At 55.0% G+C, this 25,258-nt stretch carries 24 protein-coding genes, 1 tRNA gene and 1 pseudogene; 13 read left to right on the top strand and 13 right to left on the bottom strand.

Features of this window, described 5'->3' with window-relative positions; genetic code table 11:
- Nucleotides 1-25: 25 nt before the first annotated feature.
- Entirely contained in the window at nucleotides 26-811 is a 786-nt protein-coding gene (locus U9M73_RS03425; protein ID WP_009222836.1) for a lipase family protein, read from the bottom strand.
- Nucleotides 812-941: 130 nt separating this feature from the next.
- On the opposite strand from U9M73_RS03425, the gene U9M73_RS03430 reads away from it, so the two are divergent.
- The 6 genes from U9M73_RS03430 (at nucleotide 942) to U9M73_RS03455 (ending at nucleotide 8,024) form a co-directional block, all read left to right on the top strand.
- Entirely contained in the window at nucleotides 942-1,139 is a 198-nt protein-coding gene (locus tag U9M73_RS03430; RefSeq protein ID WP_323076284.1) for a hypothetical protein, read from the top strand.
- Nucleotides 1,140-1,268: 129 nt separating this feature from the next.
- Nucleotides 1,269-2,828, top strand: coding sequence for a response regulator transcription factor (locus U9M73_RS03435; protein ID WP_323076285.1), 1,560 nt, complete (start codon nucleotides 1,269-1,271; stop codon nucleotides 2,826-2,828).
- Between the two features lie 3 nt (nucleotides 2,829-2,831).
- On the top strand, nucleotides 2,832-4,652 hold the full coding sequence (locus U9M73_RS03440; protein ID WP_323076286.1) for a cache domain-containing sensor histidine kinase: 1,821 nt from the start codon (nucleotides 2,832-2,834) through the stop codon (nucleotides 4,650-4,652).
- Between the two features lie 199 nt (nucleotides 4,653-4,851).
- A complete protein-coding gene (locus tag U9M73_RS03445) occupies nucleotides 4,852-6,204 on the top strand; it encodes an ABC transporter substrate-binding protein (RefSeq protein WP_323076287.1) in 1,353 nt (450 codons plus the stop codon).
- Nucleotides 6,205-6,307: 103 nt separating this feature from the next.
- Nucleotides 6,308-7,204, top strand: coding sequence for a carbohydrate ABC transporter permease (locus tag U9M73_RS03450; protein ID WP_083791393.1), 897 nt, complete (start codon nucleotides 6,308-6,310; stop codon nucleotides 7,202-7,204).
- Nucleotides 7,197-8,024, top strand: coding sequence for a carbohydrate ABC transporter permease (locus U9M73_RS03455; RefSeq protein WP_009222843.1), 828 nt, complete (start codon nucleotides 7,197-7,199; stop codon nucleotides 8,022-8,024). Before U9M73_RS03450 ends, U9M73_RS03455 begins: the two co-directional genes overlap by 8 nt.
- 14 nt (nucleotides 8,025-8,038) lie before the next feature.
- Here U9M73_RS03455 and melA read toward each other — a convergent pair whose 3' ends face one another.
- Nucleotides 8,039-9,337 carry an alpha-glucosidase/alpha-galactosidase gene (melA, locus tag U9M73_RS03460; RefSeq protein WP_323076288.1) on the bottom strand — a complete coding sequence of 433 codons (1,299 nt, stop codon included), beginning with the start codon at nucleotides 9,335-9,337 and terminating at the stop codon, nucleotides 8,039-8,041.
- A 155-nt stretch (nucleotides 9,338-9,492) separates the two neighbouring features.
- Between melA and U9M73_RS03465 the strand changes: the two genes are divergently transcribed.
- On the top strand, nucleotides 9,493-10,353 hold the full coding sequence (locus tag U9M73_RS03465) for an AraC family transcriptional regulator (protein WP_323076289.1): 861 nt from the start codon (nucleotides 9,493-9,495) through the stop codon (nucleotides 10,351-10,353).
- A gap of 61 nt (nucleotides 10,354-10,414) precedes the next feature.
- On the opposite strand, the gene U9M73_RS03470 is transcribed toward U9M73_RS03465, so the two are convergent.
- Nucleotides 10,415-11,605 carry an ROK family protein gene (locus U9M73_RS03470; RefSeq protein ID WP_009222846.1) on the bottom strand — a complete coding sequence of 397 codons (1,191 nt, stop codon included), beginning with the start codon at nucleotides 11,603-11,605 and terminating at the stop codon, nucleotides 10,415-10,417.
- Between the two features lie 195 nt (nucleotides 11,606-11,800).
- Here U9M73_RS03470 and U9M73_RS03475 point away from each other — a divergent pair.
- Nucleotides 11,801-11,885 (top strand) — tRNA-Leu (locus tag U9M73_RS03475).
- A 57-nt stretch (nucleotides 11,886-11,942) separates the two neighbouring features.
- Here the strand turns inward: U9M73_RS03475 and U9M73_RS03480 are convergent.
- The 4 genes from U9M73_RS03480 to U9M73_RS03490 all read right to left on the bottom strand — a co-directional run bounded on the left by U9M73_RS03480 (nucleotide 11,943) and on the right by U9M73_RS03490 (nucleotide 13,456).
- The gene (locus U9M73_RS03480) at nucleotides 11,943-12,182 is read right to left on the bottom strand and encodes a Rossmann-fold NAD(P)-binding domain-containing protein (protein WP_323076290.1); all 240 of its coding nucleotides are present in this window, start codon (nucleotides 12,180-12,182) and stop codon (nucleotides 11,943-11,945) included.
- Complete coding sequence (locus U9M73_RS22135; RefSeq protein ID WP_407673876.1) at nucleotides 12,176-12,355, bottom strand: hypothetical protein; 180 nt, start codon at nucleotides 12,353-12,355, stop codon at nucleotides 12,176-12,178. The genes U9M73_RS03480 and U9M73_RS22135 overlap by 7 nt, the downstream gene beginning before the upstream one ends.
- A 30-nt stretch (nucleotides 12,356-12,385) precedes the next feature.
- The gene (locus U9M73_RS03485) at nucleotides 12,386-12,844 is read right to left on the bottom strand and encodes a Rossmann-fold NAD(P)-binding domain-containing protein (RefSeq protein ID WP_323076291.1); all 459 of its coding nucleotides are present in this window, start codon (nucleotides 12,842-12,844) and stop codon (nucleotides 12,386-12,388) included.
- 117 nt (nucleotides 12,845-12,961) lie between these two features.
- The gene (locus tag U9M73_RS03490) at nucleotides 12,962-13,456 is read right to left on the bottom strand and encodes a hypothetical protein (protein ID WP_036643696.1); all 495 of its coding nucleotides are present in this window, start codon (nucleotides 13,454-13,456) and stop codon (nucleotides 12,962-12,964) included.
- Nucleotides 13,457-13,695: 239 nt separating this feature from the next.
- Between U9M73_RS03490 and U9M73_RS03495 the strand changes: the two are divergent.
- The 3 genes and pseudogenes from U9M73_RS03495 to U9M73_RS03505 all read left to right on the top strand — a co-directional run.
- A pseudogene (locus U9M73_RS03495) lies at nucleotides 13,696-14,175 on the top strand (LysR family transcriptional regulator substrate-binding protein); the annotation flags it as partial.
- 156 nt (nucleotides 14,176-14,331) lie between these two features.
- Nucleotides 14,332-14,856, top strand: coding sequence for a putative ABC transporter permease (locus U9M73_RS03500; protein ID WP_323076293.1), 525 nt, complete (start codon nucleotides 14,332-14,334; stop codon nucleotides 14,854-14,856).
- A gap of 33 nt (nucleotides 14,857-14,889) precedes the next feature.
- Complete coding sequence (locus tag U9M73_RS03505; RefSeq protein WP_323076295.1) at nucleotides 14,890-15,813, top strand: divergent polysaccharide deacetylase family protein; 924 nt, start codon at nucleotides 14,890-14,892, stop codon at nucleotides 15,811-15,813.
- Here U9M73_RS03505 and U9M73_RS03510 read toward each other — a convergent pair.
- On the bottom strand, nucleotides 15,800-16,510 hold the full coding sequence (locus tag U9M73_RS03510) for an N-acetylmuramoyl-L-alanine amidase family protein (RefSeq protein WP_009222852.1): 711 nt from the start codon (nucleotides 16,508-16,510) through the stop codon (nucleotides 15,800-15,802). The genes U9M73_RS03505 and U9M73_RS03510 overlap by 14 nt on opposite strands.
- 161 nt (nucleotides 16,511-16,671) lie before the next feature.
- Between U9M73_RS03510 and U9M73_RS03515 the strand changes: the two genes are divergently transcribed.
- Nucleotides 16,672-16,899: a YqzE family protein gene (locus tag U9M73_RS03515; protein WP_009222853.1), complete on the top strand. Its 228-nt coding sequence runs from the start codon at nucleotides 16,672-16,674 to the stop codon at nucleotides 16,897-16,899.
- A gap of 156 nt (nucleotides 16,900-17,055) precedes the next feature.
- Here U9M73_RS03515 and U9M73_RS03520 read toward each other — a convergent pair whose 3' ends face one another.
- Complete coding sequence (locus tag U9M73_RS03520; protein ID WP_323076297.1) at nucleotides 17,056-18,552, bottom strand: aminotransferase-like domain-containing protein; 1,497 nt, start codon at nucleotides 18,550-18,552, stop codon at nucleotides 17,056-17,058.
- Nucleotides 18,553-18,685: 133 nt separating this feature from the next.
- Between U9M73_RS03520 and U9M73_RS03525 the strand changes: the two genes are divergently transcribed.
- Nucleotides 18,686-19,642 carry a DMT family transporter gene (locus U9M73_RS03525; protein WP_009222855.1) on the top strand — a complete coding sequence of 319 codons (957 nt, stop codon included), beginning with the start codon at nucleotides 18,686-18,688 and terminating at the stop codon, nucleotides 19,640-19,642.
- A gap of 288 nt (nucleotides 19,643-19,930) precedes the next feature.
- Here the strand turns inward: U9M73_RS03525 and U9M73_RS03530 are convergent, their stop codons facing one another.
- The 4 genes from U9M73_RS03530 to U9M73_RS03545 form a co-directional block, all read right to left on the bottom strand.
- Nucleotides 19,931-21,004 carry a hypothetical protein gene (locus U9M73_RS03530; RefSeq protein WP_323076298.1) on the bottom strand — a complete coding sequence of 358 codons (1,074 nt, stop codon included), beginning with the start codon at nucleotides 21,002-21,004 and terminating at the stop codon, nucleotides 19,931-19,933.
- Between the two features lie 165 nt (nucleotides 21,005-21,169).
- On the bottom strand, nucleotides 21,170-22,129 hold the full coding sequence (locus tag U9M73_RS03535; RefSeq protein ID WP_009222858.1) for a YqhG family protein: 960 nt from the start codon (nucleotides 22,127-22,129) through the stop codon (nucleotides 21,170-21,172).
- A 9-nt stretch (nucleotides 22,130-22,138) separates the two neighbouring features.
- The gene (locus tag U9M73_RS03540) at nucleotides 22,139-23,917 is read right to left on the bottom strand and encodes a DEAD/DEAH box helicase (protein WP_323076300.1); all 1,779 of its coding nucleotides are present in this window, start codon (nucleotides 23,915-23,917) and stop codon (nucleotides 22,139-22,141) included.
- Between the two features lie 216 nt (nucleotides 23,918-24,133).
- Entirely contained in the window at nucleotides 24,134-25,180 is a 1,047-nt protein-coding gene (locus tag U9M73_RS03545) for a 2,3-butanediol dehydrogenase (RefSeq protein WP_323076302.1), read from the bottom strand.
- Nucleotides 25,181-25,258: the final 78 nt, after the last annotated feature.

Below are 25,258 nucleotides of genomic sequence, written 5' to 3' on the forward strand. Positions count from 1 at the left end.
GCCGGGCAGCGGCTTTTTTCAGCGCTTAGGAGGGTTCCGGGCAGAAGGCAGGGTTTACGGTGGATAAATATTGTGCGTAACCCGGATCAAGCCTAGCCAATTCGGCAAAATAGCTGCCGATCCCATGATTGGTAGATAATGAAGTATCGGCGAAGTACAAGGGGTAAGAGGCGGGGACATGTCGGTAGTAGTAGGTTTTCGCTTGTTTGGGCAGCTTGAACACAGTCGGAGGGATGTGGGTCACCGCATCAAATTCGTTATGAATTCGGTAACTGTTCGGGACGTACTGAGTAAAAGCTTGAACGAAATCCGGGTCTCCAACGCGGGGAGAACCAAACGTAAACAGGATGGGAACCCGGTTTGTATTGGCGGCGATATCCATGGCACATAGCGTAGCTAAAGCGGCCCCGAGGCTGTGACCGGTGAGATATAACGTTTTGTCCTCTGGCAGCCGGCGCAGCGCCGAGTGAATCTGGCGGCGGGCCGATGCATAAATCCCGGTAAATCCCCGGTGCGTGCTGCCGGCATCCTTGGCCCATTTGAATTTCTGCTGGGTTGCGATGGCATCGGCGATCCAATTGGAGGCCGAGCTTGTTCCCCGGAAAGCGATGATGATCTCATCCGGCGAATGCCAAATAAATCCGAAGCGTTCCCATACTCCGATCAAAGATTTCGCTTCAAGCGTATCGTACAGCGCATAGGGAGGCGGAAGGACAAATGAACCGTCCGGATTTTTGAATTGCGCATAGGTCTGGCTGCACACTGCGGCTAAGAACATCGCGCGCTGGACTTGATTCTGGTTAAGTTCCATATTCCACCCTCCCTGCGTCTTCCTGATTTCAAATATATTAAGCGCAAGGAAGGAAGATGCTATAGTACGCCATTGACCCGGTCTTATATAATAGGGACGACGACTCCTATAGGAAGGTAAGGGTGGCAGTATGGTGTGGTTAATTCTAGTCATTATTCTAATCTTGGCATTTGGTTTGATCGCGACGATAAGGATCGGGCAATCGCAAAGCAACCGGGAGGAAAATCCGCGTTATACCCAACAAACGGGCCGAAATTGGCTCCGGCTGGGCGTGATGTACGCCATCGGCGTGCTGGCGGTTGTGCTGGTCTTAATCCTGTTTATTTAGAGGCGGAATACGCCGTGAATTATCGGCTGAACCTGCGGTGACGTTGAAGCGGCGGGATTTCGCCGTTTCAACTTTTTATGTAACCGCTGTCATCAGAAGTGAACATTTATGGTTGCTGGGGGGATCGAAATGAGAGAGCTTTGCCGGGTTCTGATCGTTGATGACGAACTGTTGGTGCGACAGGGCATTAAGCACCATTTGGATTGGGAGCAGCTAGGATTTCAAATTGTCGGCGAGGCGGCCAACGGCAAAGAGGCGTTAAAGCTGGTGGAGCAGCTGTCCCCTCATATCGTCATTACGGACATTGTCATGCCGGTGATGGACGGGGAGGAATTTACCCGCGTGCTGAAAGCCCGCTACCCGCAGGTCGAGGTGATCGTGCTTAGCAGCTTCGGGGAATTCGAATATGTGCGTTCGACGTTCCAAAGCGGCGTGGCGGATTACATTCTCAAGCCCAAGCTGGAGACGGAGGAGCTCTTGCAGGTGCTGCAAAGAACCGCCCGCAAAATCCCCGGGCTTACGCTCCAGGAAGCAGCGCGCGGAGAGCTGCCGCTTGACCGTCTGCTTGACCGGCTGATTGACGGATACGAGCCGGAGGAGCCGGATAAACGGCTGGCGGCGGCTTTCCCCTACGATCGGTTCCTGCTGACCGGCACGGATGCCGGGCCGATTGCTGGGGAGCCGGAAGGGTATCTGGAGGGGCTTGCGACAGGGCTGGAAAGCCGATTACGCGAACTGTCAGTTCCGGTGCGGTTCCAAAGTATTTTTACCGGGGACAAAAGGTTGCTGATGCTGCTGAATTTTTCCGGTGCGTACAGCCAGGAAGTGATCGAGGCGATTCGCGAGTACGCGCGGAACAAGGCGGAGGCAATGCCGGAGACAACGTGGGTTATCGGCGGCGAATTTACAGAGCTGAGCGACTTGGGGAAAGTGTATCGGGATGATTGGCAGAAGCTGCTGGGCTTTCGGTTTTATTTTCCGGGGAAAACCGTCCTACAGGCGGATGAGCTGCCTCCGGCTCGCGCGCTTCCTGCGTTCGACATGAAGGAACTGCTGTCCGGACTGAAGCGGGGGCAGGCGGAGGAAGTATTCGCGAGATTGCGGGAGCTCGCCGCCGAAGCGGCCGGCAGTTACTTGCAAACGCCTTTTGAATTCAAATCGTTCCTGGGGAACGCTGTCTTCCATGTCACCATTGCCACCTTGGAGCTTCACCGTGAAGCGAAGGAACTGGACGGATTAAAATACGCTTATTTCAAAGCGATCGATGAAGCCCGGGATGCCGCCGGTGCTTTACAGGCGTTTAACGCGTTCCTAAGCGAAGTGGAACCGCTGGTAGCCGCCCGCGTTCCGCTCCCCAGCGACGGCAACATGAAGCTGCTGCTCGACTATATCGAGGAGCACTATGGCGAACCGCTCACCTTAAGCTCGCTTAGCCGGCATTTTCACTTTAATCCGTCGTATTTATCGAGCTATTTCTCCGCCCACAACGATGAGGGGTTCAGCGAATATTTGAACCGAGTTCGGATTGCCAAGGCGAAGGAACTGCTGCGTTCGGACGGTTTGCCGATCTCGGAAATCGGCAGCCGCGTCGGCTATTCGGACCCGAGTTATTTCACCAAAGTGTTCAAAAAACAAATGGGGTTGTCGCCGCGGGAATACCGCCGGCAACAGCTCGCCAAGAGGGGATGACGGATGAAGCTGATCGAAAAATTTCGCCGCAGCCGCCTGATATCCAAGCTGTTCGTCGTAATGACGGTCAGTATTGTTGCCGTGTGCCTGCTCACCTCGTTGATTACCATCCGTATGGCGGAGCGGCTGTTCGCTGAGACGTTCAGTATCACCAATGGAAAGGTGCTGAATCAGATCAATACCGGACTGGAATCATTTAACGACTCTGTCGTTAACGCCGTCACTTTTGCCTCGCAAAGCGGCTCGGTCAAGACGTATCTCACCGGCGGGGATACGAATTCGGTGGCGATGTCGAAGGTCTACTACCGCATGGCGGAGCAGATGGAGCAAATCTCGTCCAATCTGGGGGCATATGACGTGGCTGTCACCATTATCGGGGTAAATGGGCGCAGCTATTCCACCGATCCGAACTATTGGCCGGTGTCTCCGCAGGATCTTGCCGATGATCCGTTAACCCGCCAAGCCGCGGCCGAGCCGCTGCGGGTACTGTACCAATACGATGAACGGGACGGGAAAGCGGGCAAGGAACGGTTTATCGTGGCTACGAAAGCGTTGGTCGACCGAACCGGCGGTCTTAGTTACGGGATGCTCTATATCGCGATTCGGGAATCAGAGTTTCGGCGTTTTTTTGCCAACTTTACCAGCAACGGCAACGATGTCCTGGTACTCGACCCGACAGGCGTCATTGTCTCCAGCAACCGCGCGGAGCTGATCGGCGGCAAGTCGCCGGAGCTGCTGCGCGATGTTGAGACGCTGAAGCGCGACCGGCTGGATTATTTAAACGGTACAGCGTTTGGTCAAGATGCCATCATTCTGGCGAATGAGCTTCCGCCCTATCGCTTCTATCTGGTAAATCTGATCGACCGGCAGTACACCGCCGGGCAGATTATCAACATCCGCCAAGTGGCGCTGATCTGCTTGACCATCATTGGCGTTGCGCTGTTAGTTCTGTTCGTCATATCACGCCGGTTGACGCTGTCGTTAACCCGTTTGGTTCGGCTGATGTCGACGATCACGAAGAAGGATTTCCGCAATTATATCTCCGTCAGCGGCAGCTATGAGGTGAGAGAGCTCAGCAAGGCGTTTAACTATATGCTGGACGAACTGAACGATTATGTGCAGCGGCTGTTGGAGACGCAGAAGGAGCAGCGGAACGCCGAACTCGCCGCATTGCAGCGGCAGATCAACCCGCATTTTTTGTACAATACACTGGCTTCGATCAAGCTGCTGGTCCAGAAGGGCAATAAGGAGACCGCCGCCGAGACGATTAATGCGCTGATATCCTTGCTGCAAAATACGATCAGCAATGCCAACGAAACGATCACGATCGAGCAGGAACTGGAGAACTTGAAAAACTACGTATTCATCAAACAAGTCCGGTACGGTGACCGAATCAAGGTGAGCTATTTCGTATCGCCTGACTGCATGCATTGCAAGGTCCCTAAGCTCATGCTTCAGCCGTTTATCGAAAACGCCTTTTTCCATGCGTTTAACGTGAAAACCGAAGGCACGATCTACATTCTGATCTCGAAAACGGAGCACTCGCTTGTTTGTGAAGTGGCGGACAACGGGGACGGGATGGATCATGGCGGGCAGGAGCTGATGCTGGAGCAACGAACCTTTGAGGAATCGGTTCCGGACACTTCCAAGGGGCGGAGACGGAAACTTGCGGGCATCGGCATTCAGAACGTCAATCACCGGATCAAGCTGTTGTACGGAGAGTCCTACGGTGTGCAGATCTCCAGTGTCAAAGGAGAAGGGACCCAAATTCGCATTGTGCTCCCGTTGATAGAGGAAGCGGAGGTCACCGGGGATGCGGTCTAAAGATTTTCCCATTTTCCAAAGAAAAGACTACTGTCGCTAAAGCGCCTTCCCAACATGGACAAGAAAATCACCAAACCACACAAAGATATTCCTAACGGCCGGTTCAACCGCAATGCTATCCTAAAAGCGAATAAAAGGAAGCGCTTACTTCAAGGTTGAAAGCGCTGCCCATCATTAAACACGAGGGGGATGAACCGAAATGAGAAAAAGCTTGATTGTGTTGCTTGCCAGCTTGCTGCTGACGCTGGTGGTGTCCGCTTGTTCCGGAGGCTCCGGAAATTCCGGCAACGCTGGGAATGCGGCGAATACGGGCAATTCGGCCGATCCGGGTGCAGGAAGCGGCGGTGGGGAGTCGCAAGGCAGCCAAGAAATTACGGTTTGGGCTTGGGATCCCAACTTTAACATTGCGGCATTGAACCTGGCTAAAGAACGTTACGAAGCGAAGCATCCGGACGTGAAGGTGAACATCGTGGAATATGCGCAGGACGATATCGTTCAGAAGCTGAACACCGGGCTCAATTCGGGAACGACCAAAGGGCTGCCGAACATCGTGCTGATTGAAGACTACCGGGCGCAAAACTTCCTGCAGGCTTACCCTGATGCGTTCCGCGATATGTCCGACGTGATCAAAGCAGAGGATTTCGCCGAGTACAAAATCGGGCCGACCAGCTATAACGGCAAGCAATACGGCGTTCCGTTTGACTCCGGGGCGACGGGGCTGTACGTGCGGACGGATTACCTGGAGCAAGCGGGATATACCTTGGACGATGTGACGAATATCGATTGGAATCAATACATCGAAATCGGCAAGAAGATCAAGGAAGTCACCGGCAAAGACATGCTGACCCAAGACCCTAACGACCTCGGGTTGATCCGGGTGATGGCGCAGTCGGCGGGAGAGTGGTATCTGAAGGAGGACGGCAAAACGCCAAATTTGGCAGACAATCCGGTGATCAAGGAAGCGCTGGAGACGTACAAAGCGATGTTTGATGCGAATATCGTCAAGATGAATTCGGACTGGAGCCAGTTCCTGGCAGCCTTTAACAACGGGGATGTGGCGACAGTGCCTACCGGTAACTGGATTACGCCGTCCGTCAAAGCCGAGGCTTCCCAATCCGGTAAATGGGCGGTTGTCCCAACGCCGAAGCTGGCGGGAAGCGCCGCATCGGTGAACGCCTCCAGCCTTGGCGGCAGCTCCTGGTACGTAATGAACCTGGATGGTAAGGACGTGGCAGCGAATTTCCTGGCGGAAACGTTTGGTTCGGACAGCGAGTTCTACTCCCTGCTTCTGGAGAAGATCGGCGCGATTGGTTCGCTGAAGGCAGCGTCCAGCGGTGCAGCTTATGATAGATCCGACGAATTCTTTGGCGGCCAGAAGATTTACGCCGATTTCGCCAAATGGACGGAAGAAGTGCCAAAGGTCAATTACGGCCTGCACACCTATGCGATTGAGGACATTCTGGTGATCGAAGTCCAAAATTACTTAAACGGCAAAGACGTGGACAGCGTCATGCGCGACGCCCAGGCCCAGGCCGAATCCCAGCTGCAATAAGCGAAGCTTGAAGGAACCGACGACAACCTTGGGCTGTTCCAAGTTCAAGGTTTCGTTGGTTCCTGACGGCCTTATGGACTACAAAGAGAAGGAGATGAAATCAATGAGAGCATCCGGGCCTGCGCTGCGCTTACGCTGGAAAACTTCGATTGTCGGTTGGTCATTTGTCATTGTAGCTGTGCTGATGATTGCTTGGTTTTATTTTTATCCGATGATCCAAGCCTTTCTCCTGTCGCTGCAAACCGGCACCGGTTCGAACCTGACCTATCACGGGCTGGGGAATTACCGGCGGTTGTTCACGGACTCCATGTTCCTGACAGCGGTCAAAAATACGTTGATCTACCTGATCGTACAGGTGCCCATCATGGTATTGCTGGCGTTGGTACTGTCTGTCGTGTTAAACGACCGGAATTTGAAGTGGAAAGGCTTCTTCCGCACGGCGATTTTCCTGCCCTGCATTACGTCGTTGGTCGCTTATTCGGTGATTTTCAAATACCTGTTTGCAGGCGACGGACTGGTTAACCTGATGCTGCTGCATTTGCACATCATATCCGAACCGATCCCCTGGATCACTGACCCGTTCTGGGCGAAGGTGACGATCATTATCGCTATTACTTGGCGGTGGACCGGATACAACATGATTTTTTACCTGTCGGGGATTCAAAATATCGAGCCAACGATTTACGAAGCGGCCAAAATCGACGGGGCGTCGGCGGTTACACAGTTTTTCCGAATTACGATTCCGCTCCTGAAGCCGATTATTTTATTTACCTCGATCACCTCGACGATCGGCACGCTGCAGCTGTTCGACGAAGTGATGAACATTACGCAGGGCGGACCCGGGAATGCCAGTTCTACGATCTCGCAATACATTTACAATCTATCGTTTAAATACTCGGCGAATTTCGGGTATGCGGCAACGGTGTCGTATTCCATCGTAGTGATGATCGTTCTCTTATCCATCATCCAGTTTAAAGTAGCAGGTGATCGCGATGCTTAGGGCGGCCAAACGAATTTCCATGTACGTATTCCTTGCCGTAGCGGCGTTTGTCTCGATTTTTCCGTTTCTATGGATTATTGTGAGCTCGACAAACCCGTCGGTGGACGTCACCCGGGGCAAGCTGCTGCCGGGCTCCCATTTTGGGGCAAACCTGCGCAACCTGCTGGATTCCGTTGATATCCTAAATGCGCTTAAGAATTCGCTGGCCGTCTCCGTCTCCACGACGCTGCTCGCCCTGCTGATCGCTTCACTGGCGGGTTATGGCTTCGAGATTTACCGCAGCAAAGCGAAGGACATGGTATTTAACGTGCTGCTGCTGTCGATGATGCTGCCTTTTGCGGCTTTGATGGTGCCGCTCTACCGCATGTTCGGCCGAATTACCAATCTATTGCCCTTGATCGGTATCGACACGCTGGCCGCGGTTGTGCTGCCGACGATGACGACAGCGTTTCTGATCTTCTTCTTCCGCCAGAGCACCAAGATGTTCCCGAAGGAGCTGCTGGAAGCGGGCCGGATCGACGGTTTATCCGAGCTGGGGATGTTCTTCCGCGTTTATGTGCCTACGATGAAGACAACGTATGCGGCAGCGGCGATTATCACGTTTATGAGCAGCTGGAACAACTATATGTGGCCGCTGATCGTGCTGCAAACACCTCAGAAGCAGACGGTGCCGCTGCTGATCTCCACGCTGGGTTCCAGCTATTCACCGGATTACGGGCTGATCATGCTGGCGATTGTCATTTCGACGCTCCCGACGGCCATTGTTTTCTTCGTGATGCAGAAGCATTTTGTGGCCGGGATGATCGGGTCGGTGAAATAACGAGGGGCTCGCCATTAATGATAAGTTGGCAGCCAATCCCCATGCGCTTCGATCAAGTCATCACACATCGCGATAATATCGTCGATGGACAGCTCAGCGGACGTGTGGGGATCCAGCATGGCGGCATGGTAGATATGCTCCTTCTTGCGGGTGATCGCCGCCTCGATCGTCAAGAGCTGGGTATTGATGTTCGTCCGGTTTAAGGCAGCGCATTGCGGCGGCAGATTTCCAACATAGGTAGGAGTTACGCCGCTGGCATCCACGAGGCAGGGAACTTCCACGCAGGCTTCGGCCGGGAGGTTCGGAATCAGCCCCGTATTCATGACGTTGCCGCCGATTTTGAACGGGACATTGGTTTCAATGGCTTCCATGATGTACGAAGCATATTCGTGTGTGCGCTCATGCGTCAGTTCCCGGTTGCCGACGAGCTCCTCGCGCATGCGCTCCCAATTCGAGATTTGCTCGACGCAACGGCGCGGGTATTCATCCAGCGGAATTTGAAAACGTTCGATTAGTTCAGGATAGTTCCGTTTGATGAAGTAAGGATGATATTCGGCGTTATGCTCGGATGATTCCGTAACGTAGTATCCAAATTTCAGCATCAATTCGAACCGAACCATATCATGATGCGGCTGTTTTTGCTTCTCTGCCGCAAGGCGTTTGATTTCGGGATAGAGGTCAACGCCGTCCCGGGTAACTTCGAGCAGCCAAGCCATATGGTTGATGCCCGCGATTTTCGCCTGAACACCTGTAGCGTCCAGCCCCAGGCTGCTGAACAATCCTGGCACGCAAACCTGCACGCTGTGGCAGAGACCAACGGTACGGACCTGTCCATACGTATTCATGACGTTGGTTAGCACAGCCATCGGGTTCGTGTAGTTGAGGAATAAGGCGTCCGGGCAAACTTCACGGATATCCGCGGCAAAGTCCAGCATGACAGGAATCGTCCGCAGGTTGCGGAAAATGCCGCCGATCCCCACTGTATCGGCGATCGTTTGGCGCAGCCCGTATTTCTTCGGAATCTCAAAATCCGTAATCGTACACGGATCGTATCCGCCGACCTGGATGGCGTTGATCACGTATTTCGCCCCTCGCAGCGCTTCCTTCCGGTCGGTGTAGGCTTTCACGACGCATGTGCTGCCGCTGCTGTGCTTCAGATTGTTTAGCATGTTCTCCGAATCTTTGAGGCGCTGCAGGTCGATATCGTACAAAGCCAGCTCGAAGCCCTGCAACGCGGGAGTCAACATGCAATCGCCTAACACGTTTTTGGCGAATACCGTACTTCCAGCCCCGATAAATGTAATTTTGGACATGTTAGATCTCCTCCTTTTTCCTCCTCAATATAGCTCTCCACCTGAAAGAAAGGTATGGAGGAATGAAAGGGAAGTATGGAGGAATGTTGTATTTTGGCCTGCCATCCCTTACGCTAGGGAGAGCAGGCCATTATGCTTTCAGGAGGTTGTGGTGATTGATTCCCGAGCACGACTTGTTTGAAGTCCATATGAACCCTGATGACCGGGAGCGGGACATCACGGTCTTGTTTAGCGGACAAGGGCGGCCGCACCCGAACCATCGCATCGGGCCGTCCGTGCATGACTATTTTTTGCTGCATACGGTGTTTGAAGGGAAGGGGACGTATACCTGGGGAGGACAGGAATATTCTTGCCGGACGGGGGATACCTTTGTCATTTTTCCAGAGGGATTGTTCACTTACGAGGCGGATTCCCTAGATCCGTGGCATTACGCATGGGTTGCGTTAAGAGGACCGGGGGGCCTTCGGCAGCTGGCGGATGTCGGCATTACGCCGGATAAACCGGTGGTTAGCTCCGGGGAGCCGGAGGAATTACGGGAGCTTTACGCTCGCCTGCGATCATCGTTCCGCCAAAGCGATCACCCGCATTTGGAAAGCCTCGAGGCGGCAGGCTGGGTGACGCTGCTGCTTCATCATTTTGGGGTTGCGAACCGGGAACACCTGCCTCGTTCCGCTGCGAAGGAGCCGGCAATGATCGACCGGCAGGTGGAGCAGGCGATCCGTTGGTTCCAGCTGCAATATCCGCAGCAAATCGGCATTGAAGAGCTGGCGCGCAATTTAGGGTACCATCGGGCCCATCTGTTCAGCGCCTTCAAGGCCCGGACAGGACTGTCGCCGAAGCAGTATTTAACGAAGGTAAGGATCGAAAAAGCGAAGGAGCTGCTCGCCGGCCCGTTAACCATCGACCAAATCGCTTCCTCTGTTGGTTTTAACGATGCCTTGTACTTCTCGCGGCAGTTTAAGAAATCCACGGGTATGTCCCCTAGTGAATATCGCAGCGGGAGCAGCAGGGGATGAGAGGGCAGGCGCTCTAAATACATAAAAGGCGTTGTGCGAACAACGCCTTTTGGGTTTAGCTTTATTCACCTGACCAACGCTGCAGCACCATCAGCGCGGCTCCCGTGGCTACGGCGGATTCAGTCAGCTGCCCTTGGGTAAAGAGCGGATTGTACTCGGGGTAATGGTAGGCATTTTGCTTGGCGACCTCAACCGCGGTATCGAAGACGAGCGGGTGGGCGCTGATCAGAGGGCCGCCTAGCACAACGTATTCGGGGTGCAAAGCATTAATCAAATTGGCCAATCCGGTTCCGAGGCAAACGGCCGTTTCCTGAAATTGTTCCTTAACCAGCGGATCATCCTGCGACAAAGCGTCCACAAGGGTGGCGAAGTTGATCTGCTCCGGGGCTAGGCCGGACAACACGCTGCTGCGGCCGGCTTTCAGCTCTGCACGTACCCGATCTTCCAGCGCAGGTACGGACACAAAAGCTTCCAACGCGCCGGAGTTGCCTTTATTGCGGAGCTTTGGCCCATTCATCTGAATGATCATTTGCCCAATCGCTCCCTCGGTATCGGCGGCGCCCCGGAGAATCCGGCCTTCCGACATGGCGGCTGAACGGATATTTACGCCAACATGCACATAAAGGGCATGCCGGATTGTATCCGAGCGCAGCGCCCAGTGTTCGCCGATCAGCGCTGTGTTGGCGCCGTTGTCAAGCTTGGCGGGGATTCCGAGCCTTTCTTCAAGCATGGCACAGATCGGGACATGGCTCCAGTAAGGTGCGGGGAACCACTCCGGTTCGAGGATGATGCCGTTTTGGTGATCCAGCGGGCCCACCGCCCCGATGCCGAGACCCAGAACGTCGGCGGATGTGATGCCGTGCTCTTGAAGAAACGTCTTGGCGGTGTCGGCAACAAGGTCAGACAGCACCTCCGGCGTCATGTGTTCGTCCATTTTCCAGCGGGCCCGCGACAACGGGGTCAAATGCATGTCATACAATCCGAGGACCGAGTAAATTCGGGAAATCTCCAGCCCCAAGATATACCGATACTTCGGATTGGTCTGGAACAGGATCGGCTTGCGGCCGCCGGTCGAGTTCCCCAGCCCGGAGATGACGAGCAGCCCCCGGGAGGTCATCTCCTCCAGGAACCGCGTCATGCTGCTGGGGGTGAGCGGAAATTCGTTCATTAAATCGGCTTTGGAGACGGTGCCGAGAAATGAAATTCGATCATAAATCTGCTTCTTAATTGAAGGATTGGAATGAGTCAACATCGATAAAGGTCTCCATTTCCAAGTTCATACATCGGGATATTTTCAAGTATCAAGTATAAAGGGAGTTAGAGCTTAATACCAGCCCCTCTGAACTATCATCTGCATGTTGGACTAGGTATTTTTTTGTTGACTCTTTAAAAAATAAGTGATAATATAAATTCTGTTGCTGCAAACGATGCATCAACCCATATATATGCGGTCGTGGCGGAATTGGCAGACGCGCACGGTTCAGGTCCGTGTGGGCTAACCCCCCGTGGAGGTTCGAGTCCTCTCGACCGCATCTTATAAAGAACAGCCTCGCAAACTCGCTCTTCGGAGCGGTTGGGAGGCTGTTTTTTCATGGGTTCGTGCTAAGATACCCCGTTAGATTGTCCAGTACTTTATGGGATAACCGTCCCCTTGCTTCCCGGGTAAAACCCGACACTTTCGCGGTATAGATGATTTGGGGGTAGCGGTGAAGCTCAGCTTTGAACTCCCCGGCACCGTCCGCGTCAAAAATCGCATAGTTTCCGCTCGCTTGGACCCATTCCCGAAAGGCAGCGGCATCAAATGGTGCACCCAGAGAGGTATTCACCAAAATTTTACCATGCCCCAAAGCGGCGAATCTTCGGGCCCAAGGAGCTGGGTGTTTCTAGGCAAATGCATGGAGATGATTTCTGAGGTTTGCAGCAGATCGTGAAGCGGAGCATATGCATACCCTGCCTGCTCGCAATCCGGTTTGCGGCTCCGGCTGAAATATTGGACTTGCATGCCGAAGGCGGAAGCCCGATGCGCTAAAATTTAGCCGGTCGCGCCCATCCCGATGATCCCCAGCTTGCGCTGCTGCAGCTCAATCGGTTCACTTTGCCATTGGTGCGGGCCCAAGCCTTTGAGCAAACGGATGAGCTCGCTCAAAGTGAATTCGGCAACCCCTTCATCGCCGTAATCCCGGACGCCACGAACCTCGATGCCGCGGGCCCTTGCCGCAGGGATATCGACGTTGGCCGACCGCTCATCATACAGGCTGCAGCACATTCCGATATATCGAATCGCAGGGCTCTTTGCGATCACCTCATCATCGATTCTCGTTCTCCAGGATACCAAGACACAATCCGCTCCTTGGATCCTTTCCATTAACTCGTCTTTGCTTTGCGGATCGTGGTCAAACCGAAGGATGGGCTGTTTCGAGTGCTTTTGCAATTCCTCGAAGGCCCAGGCTTCGAGCCCAACGTTGTCCGCGCATACAATTTGGTTAAACATGATTTCTACTAAAACCTCCCTGATCCAGCAGCTTACGCACGTCACATGCTTGTTTTCTACTATATCACGAAGTGACGGTTTCTCGCTGAACCCTCCAGTAGAAACGCCATAAGGACCTTATTCCGGGAGGGTTTCCAGCAGTAGTTCAGCCAGTCGGCACCCCTTGGAAAGCAGGTCGGTTGCATCAAACGGGGAGGGGCCAATCGGCGGAAACCAGTCTTCTTGCTCCGCAAGCGTTCGCGGGTTTGGAACGCCATCCGGTTTGGCGGCGTCAGCTGGATCCCAAGGAACAGACCCCGCTTCCTCGACGAGGGGCCATACTTGCGAATCCCCGCTCATCGAGATGTATCTTACCATCGCCGCCGCTTCTGTCATGTGACGCAACAGACCGGCTGCCTCCTCGCTGAAACCGGAAACGACAAGCAAACGCAAGGCAAGCAGCGAGTTATGAAACCGGGTTAATCCCTGCAAGTAGGCATACGCCTTTACGTTCTGCGGCACCGGCAGCTCCAGCAGCGCCTCCTCCAACCGATCGGCTGATTGGTCCAAGAGCTGGAGCCATGCGGCGTGGCGCTGTTCCATTTCAGCGATCGTCTCCTCGTAACCATACATCGGTTCTTCACCTCGATTGTTCCGATTCATTATCTGAAGATACTTTAATCGATGAAATGCATTTCAGGTCAACCCTTTATTGGCGGAAAAAAGAGAAGGGTGAAGTGAACGATGGAGGCGGCTAAATAAGTGCGGAAAAAGGGTTGTTCCGTCAAGCTGCTGCGAAAGGGCTTATTCCTTCCAAGGCGAATGATGGATGCAGTCGCAGAAGTTAGTCCGTTTAAAGTGAATTTTACCCGCGGCATCCCCGCTTGCACCTCAAACTGCTGGGGGTCGAAGACGTCGTCGAATACTTGGTATCGGGGGAGGCGGACTTTGCCGTGACGATCCTGCAGGAGGAAGACGAACGGTTTGCGGTCATTCCTCTCTATCAAGAGCCGGTGGTGATGTTTCCCGAGACGCATCGCTGCCGCCAACTGGTTGATGCGGCTTGTGCAATCAAGGGGTTTACGCTGCACCCCCACATCGAAACAACCACCATCGATTCCTTGCTGCAGCTAGTCCGTTCCGGCGCAGGCGTAACGATCCTGTCCAAGACGCTGTTGGAAATGTACGATTTGGAAAAATTATGCCTCCTTCCGCTGCGGAATCCTTCTTTGACCCGGAAGGTAGGGATCGTGTACCTGAAGGATAAATACCTTGGTGCGGCGGCACGGGAATTTATTACGCTAATTCAAGAACGGGTCCAGACGTTGAAGAAGATCCAGGTGCAGGGCTGATGGGAAGAGAGCCGACCCCTGGGGAGAGAAGTCTGATTTAAGGCTTCACTCTCCGGGGGGCTTTTTTTATAGGTTGGATCAAGCTCAGGTAAGGGCGGCGTAGCGCATGTTTCCGGACAGGGACAGTCATACTAGCAGAAAGGAGGCTGGTGTGGATTGACGGCGGGAGAAATCGCTTTTTACTTTCTGCTGTATGCGTTATTTGGCTGGCTGCTCGAAAATGTGTACAACCTTTTTACGCAAGGCGAGTTCTGGAAGGAAGGTTTTATGAAAGGACCGTTTAAGCCGATGTACGGCGTTGCCCCAGTTCTGTTGCTGTGGCTTGTCCAGGTGGGTGGAGGACACCGGCTACTGCTTACCGGATTGCTGTGCTTAATCATCCCCACCGTAGTGGAAGGAGTTAGCGGCTGCTTGCTGCTGATGTTGTTTGGTCGGAGATGGTGGGATTATTCGGGGTTGCGCTTCCAGCTTGGCGGCCATATTTGTCTGAAGTTTTCGTTGTATTGGGGCGTTCTGTCGGTATTCACGCTGAAAGTGGTGCACCCGCTGGCGGAACAGGCCTATCGAAGCGTTTCTCCTGTATGGCCGGTGGTTGGGCCGGCGCTACTATTGTTATTTGCCATTGATCTGGCGTGGACCTGTCTTACGCGGCGAAGAGAATATCGCGGGAGCTTGATCTAGCCCATCGTTGCTTAAGAGAAAGGAGGAAGCCTCATGTCCTATTTCAAAAAACTGGTTCGACGGATCCCAATACTGGCTGCCGGTGGTCTTGCCGCGCTGTTGCTAACGGCCTCGATTAGCGGACAAGCCGCGCCGACAGCAAATAATTTAGCAGAGAACCCGGGCACGGAATCAAGTGAAGTGAAGTCAGAAACACAAGATCATAAGGCCGCCCTCAAACCACGATCCGCTTCCCACAAGGTGGCGGTGATTATTGACGATTTAGGGAACGGGATGGCCGGTACAGAGGAAATCCTCAACCTGCCGATCAAATTAACCGTGGCGGTCATGCCATTCCTGGAAACGACGCAGGAGGATGCCCGGCGGGCGCATGAGTACGGGCACGACGTGATCATTCATATGCCGATGGAGCCCAAGCAAGGGAAGGCGGAATGGTTGGGACCTGGGGCGATCCTCTCCAGCATGACAGACGAGGAGATCCGGCAAAGGGTTGAAGCCGCGATTGACCAAGTTCCCTATGCCATCGGGATGAACAATCATATGGGCTCGAAGGTGACTGAGGACGAGCGGGTGATGTCGGTGATTTTGGAGGTATGCCGCGAGCGGGGGTTATTTTTCATTGACAGCAAAACGAACTCTCGGTCCGTTGTTCCCCGCTTAAGCGAGAAGATGGGGCTGCCCCGGCTGGAAAACGATATTTTTCTGGACGATGTAGGCAGCGAAGCGCATGTTACGAAACAACTGCGGCAGGTCCTGAACATCCTAAATAAAGGTAAGCGCAATAGCTGCGTAACGATCGGGCATGTAGGGGTACAGGGTAAGAAAACCGCGGCCGCCTTGAAAAAGAACATCCCAATTTTACAGGCTGAAGGTGTCCAATTCATCGGGACGAGTGAGCTGGTCTGGGAACAAATTAGTCCCAGCCTTCAGCTGGGACCGGGGTTTACATTACCGTAAAGTATTCGGCGATGCCGCGATACAATGCTTCGGCAATCTTCTGTTGACCGCGTCTGTTCGTGAGGATAGCGCGGTCTTCCTCGTTGCTGAGGAAGCCCATCTCTACAATTACAGCCGGACAATCGATATGGTTCAATAAATAAAACGGCTTGCCAAGCTCCGGGGTTCGGGAAACGTCCAGCTGGTAAAACCGCTCCAGCGACCGTTGAATCGAAGCGGCCAGTATGGCGCTGCGTCCTTCATTCTGATGGAGCACAAGCGGTCCGCGTTTGGCCGGATTCCGTCCCCAGTTGACATGCAGGCTGACGACGATCGAAGCGGGCAACTGTTCGCTAAGTTCCTTGCGCTGCGCCAAATCCCGCAGGTGCCGCGAGCGGCTTGGAAGCCAGCGGTTGTCGTCGCTTAAGGCGTAATCACCAGTCCGGTTGAGAATCGCGCGGTAGCCGTGGCTTCGGAGGACGACGTAAAGCCGACGCCCGATTTCGAGATTGATGTCCTTTTCGAGATATTGTTTATAAGACGTGCCGCCGTCGATTCCGCCGTGGCCGGCATCGATCAGAATCACCGGCTCGGGGAAGGCATGCCTGAGGTCGTTGCCTTCATCCGCCGCGGCCGGAGCGATGCCGCTTCCCAAGGCAATGGAGACCGTCAACGTTAGCGTTAACAGGCATCGTATCATTTTTCCCATTTGTCTCACCTTTCAGGAGATACTTCCTCTATAGAGTAAACCTGCGGCGGGGAAATCATGCATTCCGCGGCTGCGGTCATACGTCTGGGGATTTGCGGGTTTAAGGTGGAGGGAATCGGCGCAAACTAGGGCTAACGAAGAACGACAATGCGAGAAAGGAGCTTATCTCCATGGCCAAAGGTGACGAATTGGTCAAATATATCACCGAACGGGTAGTAGATTACGTGGAAACCCCGCGGGAAATCCGCCGCGAGCGGTCGAAGGCGAAGGAACCGTGGAGCCGGCGCTGGTTCGGCATGATCCCGTCCTCCATCTCCCTGTGGGCCGGGCAGCTTCCCAAGCCAAAGAAGAAAGAAGCCCAGAGAAAAGAACAGGCTTCTCACTCACGGAAAGTTTGAGTAAGCCGAAGCTGAACCCGGTTATTGATGACAGCCGCCTTCTGTCCCGAAAGGGAGAGGGCGGCTGTTTTTAGATGCGCTTGGGAGCCGGGGATATTCTTTCTTTGTCATTGCCATCGTCATCTTCGCCTTCGTGCCCATTTGCCCTGCACCAACTCATCCCCCTCGCGCCAACTCATCCGCTAACTGGACCAACAGGTGAACGCCTTCACGAATTTGTGCCTCATTCTTAAACGAAAAGCTGAGTCGGATCCGGTCATCCATTTCCCCCAAGGGATCACAAATCGTTCCGGGGACGAACGTCAACCCGCGGCGGACGCCCTCGGTGAGCAGTTGATTGGAGCTTAAGCCTTCAGGAAGGCGGACCCACAAGTTTAATCCGCCTTGCGGACGGTACCACTGCCATCCGGTGCCGGCGGCAAGCGCTTGCTCCATCACGTCCCGGCGAATCTGCAGCGCCGTCCGAAGCTTCTCCAGGTGCTGCTGGAGCCGCTCGGACTCGAAGCAGTGCTGGAACAGCTTCTGGTTGACCAGCGGCGTGCCGTTGTCGGCCAGCGATTTGGCCGTCAGCAGCGGGGCCATTACCGCCGCGCGAGCGGCAACGGCGCATATGCGCAGCCCCGGCGCCAGGTATTTGCTGAAGGTGCGCAGGTATACAACCCAGCCTTCCGTATCGTAGGAATAGAGCGGCGGGGGAGGCGGCGCATCGAAATAAACGTCATGAACCGCGTCATCCTCGACGATCAGGCAGCCGTAGCGCTCGGCCAGCTCCACCAGCCGCTTGCGTTGGCTGGCCGGCACGATAAATCCCGTCGGATTATGAAATGTAGGATTCATATAAAACATCCGGGGTTTATGGCGCTTCATATAACCCTCAACAAGGTCGAGGTCATATCCGTCCCGATGAATCTCCACAGGGAGGAGACGCGCGCCCCGCTGACGGAAGCAATCGAGCGCCGAGCTGTAGGTTGGGCGTTCCACCAACACATAATCCATCGGACGAAGAAAAACGCCAGCCAGCAGGTCGATCGCTTGCTGGCCGCCGGTCGTGATCAGCAGCTCGTCGCAGGAGACTTGAAGCTTATCTTTTCGCTGCATATCCGCACAGAGCAGTTCCCGCAGCTCCTCGTCCCCCTGGACGGAGGAATAGGTGCCCAGCAGCTTAGGATAACGGTCGAACACCTGCTTCACGTGGTCTGACAGGAACAGATTCGGCAGCAGGTTCGGGTCGATGAGTACTTGGGAGAAAGAGTAGACCGCTGGGATCTGGTGAATCTCGCTTAAGGTATTCTGCAGATGACCGGTCCCGTGCCGAGCTAGAGCGTTAAACGTTGTTCCGCCTGCTCCGCCGGTGGTCAGGTTGGAACGGGTGTTGCTCGCATCCTCGGGTTCGGCGGGATCAGTATACGGTCGGCCTCCGGACACGTAATAACCGGATTTTTCCTTGACGTAAATGTATCCTTGCTCCTTCAGCAGCCCGTAGGCCCGGAAGACGGTTAACCGGTGAAGCTGCAGCTCGCCCGCTAACTCACGCACGGAGGGCAGCTTATCGTGCGCCTTCCAATCCCCCCGATGAATCCGGTCCAGGATATACTTATACACTTGCGTATACCGAATCCTCCCAGGCTCTGCCGGCTTTGGCCTTATGTTCATCGCCATCTCTCCTTCGCTTTGTGCCGTGAGTCTATTTTATCCGTAAAGCCCGAGTATCTGTTCTATGATGAGTCATCTGTTCTGTCCTCTTTCCTGTATGATACATTTCAACAGCTGAAAGGGGAAGATTTCCATGATTGTGGTCAACTATTTGATCGTATGTCTCGTATTTGGCACGACGTTTTTAGCGATAAAAATCGGGGTAGATCATGCGGCGCCTCCGTTTTTCTCCGCGGGGATCCGCTTCTTCGCGGCCGGGGCGATTCTGTTTCTGTGGATGGTTTGGAGAAAAAAAGCGGAGTGGACCCTGCTGCTGCGCAAGGAAATGCTGGTGACGGGAGCTTTGCTGACCTTCGGGACGTTTGCGTTACTTTATTGGGCGGAGCAATACGTCACGTCCGGCGTCGCTGCGGTATTATCGGCTACAGGGCCGCTGATGATCCTGCTGCTGCAGATGATGGTGCTGCGGCAAAAAGCGACGGGACGCGCCGTCCTGGGCATCATGATCGGTTTGGCCGGGGTCATGCTGCTGGTGCTGCCCAACATGGTGTCGGTACAGGCCGGACCCCGCTGGGTAATCGGTTGCGCGGCGATTTTGACCGGGGAAGTAATGTATTCGATCGGCGCTCTGTATACCAAACGAGTCACTGAGAATTTTGCAGCGGTGTCGCCGATTGCGCTGAACGCCGCACAAATGATTTACGGCGGCTTGCTGCTGTTCCTCCTGTCGGGCTTCACCGAGCGGGTGACGGCAGGGGACCTGCTAGAGCCGACTGCCTTAGGCTCGCTGTTATATTTAACCGTGGTGGGTTCGATGGTGGGGCACAGCTTGTTTTACTGGCTGGTGGCCAAGACCAACCCGGTGTTTCCGTCAACTTGGCTGTACGTATCGCCGCTGATTGCGATGACGATTGGCGTATTGTTTTACGGAGAAACGGCCGGATGGTTTGCGGTGTTGGGCGGGGTCGCGATTATCGCCGGCACGGTGTTGACCAATCTGGACAGTTTGCGCCAGCTGCTCAGCCGACCGGCACGATTGACGGCGCAGGCCGCCGCAGAGGGAGGTACGGGTTCGGCGGCGGGTTCATAGGGTCCGCCGGAGGTATTTGCCCGGAGAAAGCTGCAAAAGTGCAGTTTTTTTCGGGGAAATCCTGATTTTTCAGCGAAAGCCTGCAAAACTGCAGTTATTTTTCGCGAATTGGGGCAAATGGAGGATTTGGGGGCAAAAAGCCTGCACTTTTGCAGTTATTTTAGATAAAACGGCGATTCCGTCTCAAAAAACTGTATTTTTGCAGGAATCGCCTGAAAGGGTATGCGTGATTAAGCCAAAAAGAGCACTGCCAGCTAAGGGCAGTGCTCTTCTCTATAGGTTCAGCAGCTAGAAAGTGACGAATTTACCGCTGGCCATCAAGGCATCCAGCGCGATCAGCCGGAGGGTGGTGTCGGTGCCGGTGACAACGTAGACGGCCTCGGTTTCGGCCCCGGCTTCTGCCGATGGTGCGGTTGGCGCCTCGGACAAGCTGTCGCTCTTCCAAATTTGATAGCCGTAGACCGGCAGAGGAAAGGAATAAGTGCGTCCGGCTCCGGAAGCCGCATAGACGAGCTTATGGCTCGCTGTTAATTTACCGATGAAGGCGTCAGGCTTCAGCGTCAAAGGCTTGGCCGTCATCCATCGCAGATTGTCGTAAGGATCGAAGCGGGATGACGTATAGACCATAGGGGCGGGCGATATGGAATCGCGGCTGCCGGCGGCCAGCCGCGGCGGCGCATAGCCGCCCGCCTGCTTGTCCCAGCTGCCCGTCGTTTCGGGCAGCCATTCGCCGTCGGCGGCATTGACGTAGCCGGGTTCACCGCCCTCCGGCAGGTGAACCCTCCACGCGGCCAATGCCGGGCCGGCGTAGAGCGGGACGGCGGTCACGCGTCCCGCAGCGGCTGCGCCGAGGCCGCTCTGCCGCAGCGCGGCCTCGAGCAGCGCTGGGTCGAATACGGAATAAGCGCCCATTCCGTATTCGACCAGCTTGTAATCTCCGCTCTCCGTCGCGGAGATGATGAGATAGCCGCGCGGCGCAGGCGCACCGCCGCCGCCGGCTAAGGTGACGAGCCAGCTGTGCGTGCCCGGTCCCAGCGGCTCGATGGTGGCGGCGGCGCCGGCCCAGGCTGTAAACGGCTCGGCCTGGGCCAGCTTGTCGATGGCCTCGGCGGCAAAGCGCCGCAGCGCCTCAGGCGCTGGCGCATCCGCCGTGGCCCGGGGCGCCGCCAGCGCAGCCGGCCCGGTCCACGCGCCGGCTGCGCTGCCTACGCCTTCGGCGGCCGCCGTACTCAGGCCGCCGGGGCCGCCCGCCAGCGGCAAACCTGCGCTGGCTGCGCTATATAAGATGCTGGCGCATAAGAGAATTTTGCAAGTGATCGATCGTTTTTTCAGGTTGGTTCGGAGATAACGCGGTTGTCGCATGACATCGCCTCCCTGGCAATTCGTATGGCACCTTGGCCTGTTGATTTCGATTGCTTGTCCATTGTACCGAAGCCGGTCCAAAAAGGATGTTGCAACCTGTCGCGCGGTTTGGCCGCCATCGGCTTCTATTTTTGCGGTCTTTTAGCGAGATCCGTCTATTTCTCGTCACCTCGGCGAACGCAGATGAAAGATGCCGCAGCCCAAGGCGGATACGACAATTCTCGGCTCGTATTGCCAGCGGATTTCCTCCCGTCTCGCTTCGTATTGCTCGGTTGCGCCTTGCGCCCGCTCGGGTTCGGGATCCTTGATCAGATCCTTGTAATAGGCGTCGATCAGCGCCAGCTCATCGCTCAGCCGTTCGCGGGCTTCCTGCGCCCAGGTGTCATCGTAGGCCTGGATCTGTTCGGTCAGACGCTGCTCGAGTGCCAAGCGACCGGCATCCAAGGACAGCCGGGTAGGCTCGATATGGATATTCTCCGGCAATCGGGGGACCAGCGGCTTGCCCACGATCCGGGACTGAAACGATTCATCGACCTCGCCCGACAGTAAGGATACGCCGTAAAAATGCAGCTCCTCCCGCTTCATATCGCAGCAGAACTCCACCTTAAAGCAGACGCCCAGCCACGGCTCGTAAGCGGCGGGCAGCAAGGCCGTCCGCTGCCGCTGCCCCGGCTCCTCGAACAAGTACACATAGCGGCCGCCTTTCCGCGCCGCCTCAAAGATCTGCTTGAGCCGCGAGCTGCCAAACGCCAGCTCCTCGCGTTGAATCCGGCCGGGGCCAAGCACCGGCAACGGCCGGACCGCCCCAAAATAACGTCCCAGCAAGGTGTCCTCCTGGGCGTTTTCCATCTGCTGCCCGGCGTCCGCCTGCTCCTGAGCGGCTTTCGCCTTCTCGACCGCTTGGTGCGCCTCCGGGTCAAAAATAAACGAAAACGACATCGTTTCTGGCTCCGCCCCGGTCCGATCGATGAACCCCCAATAATAAGGGCGGTTCGTCAAATCGCGGTCGGCGCGGGGAGAGAGCTTCACCGTGACGTGATGGGGCGATTTTTCGAGAAACTGGCATTCCGTCGCTTCCAAATAAGTCATCACAAAATCGCGAATCTGCTCTCGGGTCATGGACATAACCGCAACTCAACCTCCCAAGAGCTGCTGCAGACCGCCGTTGTTCCCACGTTCTTCGGCTTCCGCATCCAGCTCGGATTTAATCGTATCGAATTCGCGTCCCAGCGAGTCGACACGGCTGGCGATTTCCTCGTCGCTGCCGGATTCCAGAATGATTTGGTAGAGGCTTTTTTCCAGGGAATGCTGCTTCTCGAACCGTTCCAAAATCACATCCAGATGGCCGATGACCATTTCGAACATATTGATCTTCTCATGCAGCAAGTGAAGGATATGCTCTTCGATCGTGCCCTTGGTGGACAGGTTATATATATGGACGTCATTGGTTTGCCCCAAGCGGTGGACGCGGCCGATCCGCTGCTCTACGCGCATCGGGTTCCACGGCAAGTCGAAGTTGATCATCTGGTGGCAAAACTGCAGGTTGATCCCTTCGCCGCCGGCTTCGGTGGCGATCATGACCTGGGCGCGGCCGCGGAACAGGTCCATCATCCAGTCTTTCTTGCCGCGATTCATTCCGCCCCGATACGGCACCGCCGTCATACCGCGCTCGCGAAAATATTTCAGCAAATACTCCTGCGTCGCCCGATATTCGGTAAACACGATCACCTTGTCGTTCATTTCGCGGATCAGCTCCATCGCTTTCTCCGCTTTGCTGTTGGCTTTGATCTGGCGGATCAGATCGACGAGATCCCAAATCCGGTCGCGAATCGGGGAGTCCGGAGCCAGCTTCTTCGACAAGTTCACCAGCGTGACAAACACGGCGTCGCGGCTGCTGCACACCTCGCGCTGCAAGGTGACGAGGGACAGCATGCTGTTGAGGTCTCCGCCGTTGGCATGATATTGGTCTTTGACAAAGGAAGTTACCCCGTTGTACAGGTTCTTCTCCTCCGGGGATAACTCCACGTCGATGTTGCGTACGATCCGCTTGGTGAACTCCAGCTCACCGTCGCCGCGCCGGTTGCGGATCATCACCTTGGCCAGCTCATCCTTGAGCTGCTCCTCATTCTTCGGCAGCCGCTTATCGACGACGAAATTCGCAGCAAACTCGCTTTGCCCGCCCAGTTGACCCGGCTTCAGCAGCGTGATCAGGTTAAACAGCTCGCCGAGGTCGTTTTGCACCGGGGTGGCGGTGAGGAGCAGGCAATATTTTTTCCGCAGCTGCAGCATGAACTGATAATTCGACGTTTTCTTATTCTTCAGCTTATGGGCTTCGTCCACGATCACCAGGTCATATTCGTTGTTCAGCAAAATGTTCTTATGCGGGTCGCGCTTTGCCGTGTCCATGGATGCAACCACCACGTCGTTGTGCCAAGAATGCTCCTTCTTCTGGGCTACGGCCGGAATGCCGAACTTTTGGTTCAGCTCCCGTACCCATTGCAGCACCAAGGAGGCCGGCACCAAGATCAACGCTTTTTTCACTAATCCGCGCACGATATATTCCTTTAAAATTAAGCCCGCTTCGATCGTCTTCCCAAGCCCCACCTCGTCGGCTAAAATAGCCCGTCCGCGCATCTCGAACAGGACTTTGCGAGCGGTTTCGGTTTGATGGGGCAGCGGCGTGACGTTGTGCAGATGCTTTAGGCACTGCATCTCCTCAAAGCTTGTGACAAGCGAAGCGGATTCGGCCTCAAGGGCAAGGTTAAACAGCTTCCAATCGTCCCAGGGACCGCCCTTTTGATGCCGGGTCTCCAGTTCGTTGAACCAGCTCCGGTCGAAGTCGATGGGAATCGGGGCGTGCAAGTCTGGCGACGCGGCCGGGTGGGGGGAAAGGCCGGAGGGATGTGGATTCATAGTGTAAAACCTCCCTTTCGGTGCGTATTTGTCGGCTCGATTACGGAGAGAAAAGATCCGAATCTGGCAGATCTTGTGCTTAAATTGCAGACGTAGGTGTAGTATGGACGAAAAGGAAGGAGTTCATAACCTTGTAAGAGCAAGAGGGTGGTTTATCTCATTAAAAAAAAAGCCGGCCGGGGATCATCTCCCTGACCGGCGATTGCTTGATCTATTTTACTCCGCTTTCACCAAGATTTTGATTTGATTCCGCTCTTTGAGGAGTCCTTCAAAGCCTTCATCGATGGCTTGATCCAGCTTAATGCGCTTCGTCACCAGCTTGTCCGCCGAGAAGTAGCCTTGAGCCATCAAGCTGATCACCGCCGGGAAGACGTCGCGGTAGCCGATAATGCCGCTTACGGTACGTTCCTTCATGACGATGTTTTGCGGATGGAGGGAGGCTTCCTTCTCGAAAATGCTGACGATCATCGTTTCACCGCCGATTTTGGTGGATAGGATCGCCTGGGTTAGCACGGGAGAAACCCCTGTCACTTCATAGGCTACGTCCACACCGCCTTGCGTGCGCTTGTGAATTTCTTCGACGGCATCGTATTCTTTCGGATCGATGACGATGGCGCCGAGCTCGGCAGCCTTCTGCTTCCGTTCCTCAGACAGCTCGACCGCATAGATTTCCGAAGCCCCTGAAGCCTTCAGTGCTTCGATCACCAGCAGACCGATCGGTCCGGTGCCAAAGACAGCTGCTTTGTCGCCCACTTTAAATTTACTGGAGCGGACTGCATGAAGTGCTACAGCGGATGGCTCAACCAGGGCGCCTTGCTCGAAGGATACCGAATCCGGGATTTTATGTAGCATTTGTTCCGGTACGTTGGCATATTCGGAGAATCCGCCGCCTCCGCCCGCCAGGCCGAAGAAGCCCATTTTATCGCAAAGATTGTATTTCCCTTGCTTACAAGCCTCGCAGGTTCCGCAGGCATAGATCGGTTCAACCACGACGCGATCGCCGACGGCCACGCGGGTGACGCCTTCGCCAACTTCAACCACTTGTCCGGAAAATTCATGTCCCATGACGATCGGCGCTTTATCTCCGCTTAACGGGTGGGTTTCCAGAGGGATAAAAATCGGGCCGGCTACATATTCGTGCAGATCACTGCCGCAAATCCCGCACCATTCCACCTTGATTTTCGCTTTGCCCGGTTCCGCTTTTGGCTCCTCGATGTTCTCCAGTCTTAGGTCCTTGACGCCATGCCATCTTAAAGCTTTCACTTGAACTCATCTCCTCGTAAGTTATGAACCTCAATTTCTAGTTTACTCCTTTTTGGGGGCAGGATTCCCATTGATTTG

Origin of the sequence: Paenibacillus phoenicis (assembly GCF_034718895.1) — a bacterium.
GTDB classification, from domain to species: domain Bacteria; phylum Bacillota; class Bacilli; order Paenibacillales; family Paenibacillaceae; genus Fontibacillus; species Fontibacillus phoenicis.

Coding starts and splice junctions, on each gene's coding strand:
- melA (WP_323076288.1), bottom strand. CDS start 9,337: ATGTCCAAAATTACATTTATCGGGGCTGGAAGTACGGTATTCGCCAAA.
- U9M73_RS22135 (WP_407673876.1), bottom strand. CDS start 12,355: ATGCAAGTCCAATATTTCAGCCGGAGCCGCAAACCGGATTGCGAGCAG.
- U9M73_RS03540 (WP_323076300.1), bottom strand. CDS start 23,917: ATGAATCCACATCCCTCCGGCCTTTCCCCCCACCCGGCCGCGTCGCCA.
- U9M73_RS03455 (WP_009222843.1), top strand. CDS start 7,197: ATGCTTAGGGCGGCCAAACGAATTTCCATGTACGTATTCCTTGCCGTA.
- U9M73_RS03490 (WP_036643696.1), bottom strand. CDS start 13,456: ATGTATGGTTACGAGGAGACGATCGCTGAAATGGAACAGCGCCACGCC.
- U9M73_RS03520 (WP_323076297.1), bottom strand. CDS start 18,552: ATGAACATAAGGCCAAAGCCGGCAGAGCCTGGGAGGATTCGGTATACG.
- U9M73_RS03530 (WP_323076298.1), bottom strand. CDS start 21,004: ATGCGACAACCGCGTTATCTCCGAACCAACCTGAAAAAACGATCGATC.
- U9M73_RS03440 (WP_323076286.1), top strand. CDS start 2,832: ATGAAGCTGATCGAAAAATTTCGCCGCAGCCGCCTGATATCCAAGCTG.
- U9M73_RS03450 (WP_083791393.1), top strand. CDS start 6,308: ATGAGAGCATCCGGGCCTGCGCTGCGCTTACGCTGGAAAACTTCGATT.
- U9M73_RS03470 (WP_009222846.1), bottom strand. CDS start 11,605: ATGTTGACTCATTCCAATCCTTCAATTAAGAAGCAGATTTATGATCGA.
- U9M73_RS03445 (WP_323076287.1), top strand. CDS start 4,852: ATGAGAAAAAGCTTGATTGTGTTGCTTGCCAGCTTGCTGCTGACGCTG.
- U9M73_RS03425 (WP_009222836.1), bottom strand. CDS start 811: ATGGAACTTAACCAGAATCAAGTCCAGCGCGCGATGTTCTTAGCCGCA.
- U9M73_RS03435 (WP_323076285.1), top strand. CDS start 1,269: ATGAGAGAGCTTTGCCGGGTTCTGATCGTTGATGACGAACTGTTGGTG.
- U9M73_RS03485 (WP_323076291.1), bottom strand. CDS start 12,844: ATGTTTAACCAAATTGTATGCGCGGACAACGTTGGGCTCGAAGCCTGG.
- U9M73_RS03515 (WP_009222853.1), top strand. CDS start 16,672: ATGGCCAAAGGTGACGAATTGGTCAAATATATCACCGAACGGGTAGTA.
- U9M73_RS03430 (WP_323076284.1), top strand. CDS start 942: ATGGTGTGGTTAATTCTAGTCATTATTCTAATCTTGGCATTTGGTTTG.
- U9M73_RS03505 (WP_323076295.1), top strand. CDS start 14,890: ATGTCCTATTTCAAAAAACTGGTTCGACGGATCCCAATACTGGCTGCC.
- U9M73_RS03535 (WP_009222858.1), bottom strand. CDS start 22,129: ATGTCCATGACCCGAGAGCAGATTCGCGATTTTGTGATGACTTATTTG.
- U9M73_RS03525 (WP_009222855.1), top strand. CDS start 18,686: ATGATTGTGGTCAACTATTTGATCGTATGTCTCGTATTTGGCACGACG.